Here is a 5,426-nt window from a genome sequence, read left to right on the forward strand (position 1 = left end):
ACGCTGAATAGTAGCTTGTTAAGATTTTTTTCTGGCACATTTTTTGCAGACTTTCAGGATGATAAATTGCTTTTGTATGAAAAGGATACTGGTTTTTCTGGGGATTGTTCTGCTGGGAGGATTCAATTCACTTTCTGTGCTGGCAGGTTTTGATGCCGACACGGTAAAGACAAAATCGAAGAAGGAAATTCGGGCGGCAGAGCGGGAAAAAGAATACCGGTCGGTGCTTCGGTTGGTTAACAGCCGGCGGTTTGTGCTGGAAGCCGATTATATTTATAACCAGTACGGTGACAGGATTCCGGTTTCCCCCACCATCAATTTCATTATGCTCGATTCGGCGCAGATTGTTATGCAGTATGGAAGCGGCACCGGTGTTGGTGCCAATGGAGTTGGGGGCGCTACGGCCGCGGGCAGGGTTACCCGCTGGGAAATGAATGCCAACGACAGAAAACAAACCATTGATATCCGCATATCGGCGCATACACCCATTGGAAGCTATGACATTTATCTCTATACCGATGGATCGGGCCGTGCCACTGCCCGTGTTACAGGTTTGCGCCCCGGACAGTTGAATTATGACGGGCGGCTTGTACCGCTTCAGGTGTCAAAAGTGTACAAAGGGCAGCATCTCTGATTAATTGGCATTCAGGATGTATCCGGCATTCTTTTTAAGTTTTTCCGGCCCTATCCTGTCTACAGGTGTACCGGAAAAGATGGTGCGGTAATCTGATTCAGAAAGGTGGAGCAGGGAATCTGCAGTAAGTTCGAACAAAGCCGGCGAGGGTTGCAATGCGGGGAGGGAAGTGGGTATTGCTTTTCTGTTCCAGGGGCACACATCCTGACAGATGTCGCATCCGAAAATTCTCCCTTTGAGAAGTGGCCGGAATTCCTCCGGAAATTCTCCTTTATGCTCGATGGTGAGATAGCTGATACAGCGGCGTGCATCAATAACACCGGGCTGAACAATGGCCCTGGTGGGGCAGGCATCCAGACAGCGGGTACAGGTGCCGCAGAAGTTCCGGTCAAAAGGTTGGTCAGGCTCCAGTTCCATATCGGTAACTATGCCTCCGATAAAGACGAACGATCCGAATTGTTTGTTAATAAAAAGGGAGTTTTTTCCCTGCCATCCCAGCCCGGCTTTTACTGCCCAGGTGCGTTCCAGCACCGGCGCTGAATCAACAAAAATTCTTGTTTTTGCGGCAGGATTCCACTGGTTCAGTTCAACGGCAAACCGCCTGAGCATCTTTCTTATTACCTTATGGTAGTCTTTGCCATAGGCATATTTACTGATGGCAGGATCTTCCCGGATGCGGCGAGGATAGTAATTGAGCAGGACAATGATCAGTGATTTTGCCCCCGGAAGAAGAAGACCCGGGTTGATGCGGATATCCGGGTTCCGTTCCATCCAGTCCATGGTGCCATGCATTCCCTGACGGAGCCAGGCAAGCAGGTGTTCTTTTTCCTCAGTAAGAATTTCAGCACGGGCAATGCCACAGGCTGAAAATCCCATTTCCAGGAGCCTCTCCTTTATCTTTTCCTTTATTGGGCCGGAAAAAGGCATGGGATTGGTTTTTAAGGGCCGGAATGGTCAGAGCAGACCCAGTTCAAGCATGGCTTCCTCGCTCATCATATCCTTGTTCCAGGGCGGATTCCATGTGAGCTCCACATCTACCGAGCTGACACCGGGTATGCGACCGACAGCTTCCTTTACGTCCCTCACCACATCATCGGCCAGAGGGCAATTGGGCGCTGTCAGGGTCATTTTTATGTACACGTTGTTGTTTTCGCGTACGTCAATTTCGTAAATAAGGCCCAGATCGAATATGTTGACGGGAATCTCGGGGTCATATACTGTCTTGAGAGCGTTCACGATTTCGGTTTCGAGCTGAAGATAGTTGTTTTCCATAGCGGTATGTTTTAGTGTTGCGACAGAAGTTTTCTTTATTAAACAACCGGGTTTACTGCCTGTTCATCTTTGCCTCCCATGCCAGAGCATAAAGTTTCATTTGTTTGAGCATGGCGAGGAGTCCGTTTGCACGGGTGGGGGAAAGGTTTTCCCTCAGGCCGATGCGGTCAATAAAATAAAGTTCGGCTTTCACAATATCTTCGGGTTTTTGCCCCGACAAAACACGTACGAGCAGGGCAACAATTCCCTTTACAAGGAGGGCGTCGCTATCGGCGAAGTAGTATATTTTGCCGTCTTTCAACTCGGCGGCCAGCCATACACGGCTCTGACAGCCTTCAATCAGGTATTCCTTAGTCCGGTATTTCTGATCAAGGGGAGGGAGTTCCCGGCTCATTTCAATCAGATAGGCATACCGGTCCATCCAGTCGTCATAGGCTGAAAATTCTTCAATAACCTGGTCCTGAATTTCGTTGATTGTCATGGTTAACGTGATAATACGGTGATTGCTTTACGGATTCCTTCGCAGAGGCGATCCACTTCTTCGGTGGTATTATAGAAAACCAGGGAAGCGCGCACGGTTCCTTCGATTCCGTAATGATCCATCACCGGCTGGGCGCAATGCATGCCGGTACGCACGGCAATGCCCAGTTTGTCAAGAATCATACCGGTATCGTAAGGATGGAGGTTTCGGACAAGAAACGAGAAAATGGCAATTTTCCCCGGCGCATCGCCGAAGAATCGGATTCCTTCAATTTCAGAGAGCTTCGCACGGGCATAGCGGCCCAGTTCTTCCTCATGCCGCCGGATATCGTCCCAGCCTGTTTTCTGAAGAAACCGGAGGGCTTCACCAAGGCCAATGACTCCGGCAATGTTGGGTGTTCCGGCTTCGAACTTAAGAGGAACTTCGGCGTAGTCGGTATGATCGAAATGCACGCATTCCACCATTTCGCCTCCTCCCTGCCAGGGAGGAAGTTCCTCAAGCCATTTTTCCTTGCCGTACAGTACCCCCGTACCGGTAGGGCCATAGATCTTGTGCCCTGAAAAGACGTAGAAATCACAATCCAGGTACTGAACATCAACAGGAAGGTGCTGAACAGCCTGGGCTCCGTCTACAAGCACGGGTATATTCCGTGCATGGGCCATCTGAACAATTTCTTTCACGGGGTTAACCGTACCCAGGGTATTGGAAGCATGAGCAACGGCCACGATGCGGGTTTTCTCGTTCAGCAGTTTTTGAAAGGCTTCCAGATCAAGAATGCCGGGGTCGCGGAAAGGAATGACCCGGAGCAGGGCGCCTTTCCGCTGGCAAAGCATCTGCCAGGGAACGATGTTGGAATGGTGTTCCATTTCGGAGACAATAATTTCATCGCCCCGGTTTACATATTTTTCGCCGAAGCTGAAGGCTACCTCATTGATTCCTCCTGTTGTGCCGGAGGTAAAAACGATTTCTTCAGGCCGGGCGGCATGAAGAAACTCCTGCACTATTTTCCGCACGTTTTCGTATTCTTCGGTAGATTGTTCACTCAGGTAGTGAACCCCGCGATGAATGTTGGAATAGGTTTCCCTGTAAACACGGTTCAGTTTATCCAGAACAGCCTGTGGCTTCTGGGTGGTGGCGGCATTGTCGAAATAAACAAGCTGATGGCCATGAACCTTTTGGTTGAGGATCGGAAACTGGTTGCGGATATCAGACAGGTTCAGCATAAAGTATTGTATCAGTATGCCAGCACAAAAGTAAAGTAAATTTGAAATGATTCACTTTTCAGCAGCAGTGCATGGGGCAGGAGTTGCAGGGCGAGAGTTCACGCCGGAGCCGTTTGTTTACCAGGTCGGCAATGCGGGCGCGGAGCGGAACAACAGGAATATTGGCAAGCACTTCGTTGGCAAAGGCAAACATCAGCAGGAAGCGGGCTTCTTCGTAGCCAATTCCGCGGGAACGAAGATAAAACATGGCATCCTTGTCGAGCTGTCCTACGGTTGCTCCGTGCGAACATTTAACATCGTCGGCATAAATTTCCAGTTGGGGCCGGGTGTTCATCCTGGCATCATCGGTGAGCAACAGGTTGTTGTTTTTCTGGTAGGCATTGGTCTTTTGCGCGCCGGGCTGAACGACAATCCTTCCGCTGAAGGCTCCGGATGAAAAATCATCCAGGATGCCCTTGAAGAATTGTCTGCTCTCGCAATGAGGTGCCGCATGTTCCACCCATGTAAAATTATCTACATGCTGACCCTGGTCGGTCATGAAAAGTCCGGATGAAACGTTGGAACCGCCTTCTCCGGCCATCCTTACGAAAAGATTGTTTCTCACAATGCCCCCGTGCAGGGTTATTGCCGTGGAATTGACGTAGCTTTCCTTTTCCTGATAAATAAACCGATGATTGAGCAAGGCAGAGGCATTATGCTGGTTCTGCATCTTGGTATAGTTGAGTCTGGAACCACTACCGGCATAAATTTCGGTAACGGCATTTGAAAGAAAGGGCTGGGGCGATAGGGTGTGGTCGCAGACAATGATCTCTGCCGTACTGTTTTCTTCAAGGATGATGAGGTTACGGTACTGCACCAGGAGGGGTATTTCATGCATCTGGATGTTGATGATCTGGATGGGTTTGTCGGGTGTGGCGTGGCGCGGAACATAAACGAAAATACCATCGCGGGCAAAGAGAGTGTTCAACGAGACCAGCCCTTCTTCCCTTAAACCGGCGTACCGATTGTAATGCCGGGCCACCAGATCGGGATAGCGGCGGGAAGCTTCCATCAGGCTTCCCACGATTACTCCGTTGGGCAGTTCGTGCAATGATCCTCCATGGTTGTGGAAAAAACCGTTCAGCAAAATGGCGTAATGAGTATCGAGTGCAGGCACATCGCAGCGGAATATGTCGTCTATCTGGAATTCAATCCGCTGGGGGGTAATGTAATTCGTATAATCTTTCCGGAAAAGGGCAGGGACGTCAAGGTATTTATAGTCTTCCGAGCGGAATTTCGGGAGCCCCAGTTTAATGAAATTATCAAATGCATTTGCCCGATGCCGGTTCAGTACATCGGACGATGCGGACAGAATTACCTGGCTGTTGGCCTTGTAAAAGGCAGTCAGTTTTTCATCGGGCAGTATATCTTTTTCAATCGTTTCCATAGTCATCGGTAAAAAGCTGCAAATCCAGCAAAGCAAGAGGCATCAGGCCTCATTTTCTTCTTTAATCCATTCATATCCCTTTTTTTCGAGCTCAAGAGCCAGTTCTTTGCCGGCACTGCGGACTATCCGGCCATTATAAAGCACGTGCACGAAATCGGGCACAATGTAATCGAGGAGGCGCTGGTAGTGGGTAATGAGGATGGTTGCGTTATGGGGCGAACGCAGTTTGTTGACACCCTTGGCTACAATGCGCAGAGCATCGATGTCAAGGCCGGAATCCGTTTCATCCAGAATGGCAAGGCGCGGTTCAAGAACAGCCATCTGAAAGATTTCGTTCCGTTTCTTTTCGCCGCCGGAGAATCCTTCATTTACCGACCGACCTGTAAGCTG

General features: G+C 49.8%; 7 protein-coding genes. 1 reads left to right on the plus strand and 6 read right to left on the minus strand.

The features are described from left to right. Window positions 1-76 precede the first annotated feature (76 nt). Window positions 77-634 (plus strand): DUF4251 domain-containing protein, encoded by a 558-nt coding sequence (locus GX419_01590; protein NLI23383.1) that lies wholly within the window; start codon window positions 77-79, stop codon window positions 632-634. On the opposite strand, the gene queG is transcribed toward GX419_01590, so the two are convergent. The 6 genes from queG to sufC form a co-directional block, all read right to left on the minus strand. Beyond that, window positions 635-1,561 (minus strand): tRNA epoxyqueuosine(34) reductase QueG, encoded by a 927-nt coding sequence (gene queG / locus GX419_01595; GenBank protein ID NLI23384.1) that lies wholly within the window; start codon window positions 1,559-1,561, stop codon window positions 635-637. 27 nt (window positions 1,562-1,588) lie between these two features. Then, window positions 1,589-1,906, minus strand: coding sequence for an SUF system Fe-S cluster assembly protein (locus GX419_01600; protein NLI23385.1), 318 nt, complete (start codon window positions 1,904-1,906; stop codon window positions 1,589-1,591). Between the two features lie 52 nt (window positions 1,907-1,958). Next, window positions 1,959-2,387, minus strand: coding sequence for a SufE family protein (locus GX419_01605; protein ID NLI23386.1), 429 nt, complete (start codon window positions 2,385-2,387; stop codon window positions 1,959-1,961). 2 nt (window positions 2,388-2,389) lie between these two features. After that, complete coding sequence (locus GX419_01610) at window positions 2,390-3,610, minus strand: cysteine desulfurase (protein NLI23387.1); 1,221 nt, start codon at window positions 3,608-3,610, stop codon at window positions 2,390-2,392. A gap of 58 nt (window positions 3,611-3,668) precedes the next feature. After that, window positions 3,669-5,036 (minus strand): Fe-S cluster assembly protein SufD, encoded by a 1,368-nt coding sequence (sufD, locus tag GX419_01615; protein NLI23388.1) that lies wholly within the window; start codon window positions 5,034-5,036, stop codon window positions 3,669-3,671. A gap of 42 nt (window positions 5,037-5,078) precedes the next feature. After that, window positions 5,079-5,426 (minus strand): Fe-S cluster assembly ATPase SufC (gene sufC, locus GX419_01620; GenBank protein ID NLI23389.1); only part of this gene is annotated, 348 nt, incomplete at its 5' end.

It is taken from the genome of Bacteroidales bacterium (assembly GCA_012517825.1).
Classification (GTDB): Bacteria; Bacteroidota; Bacteroidia; order Bacteroidales; family JAAYUG01; genus JAAYUG01.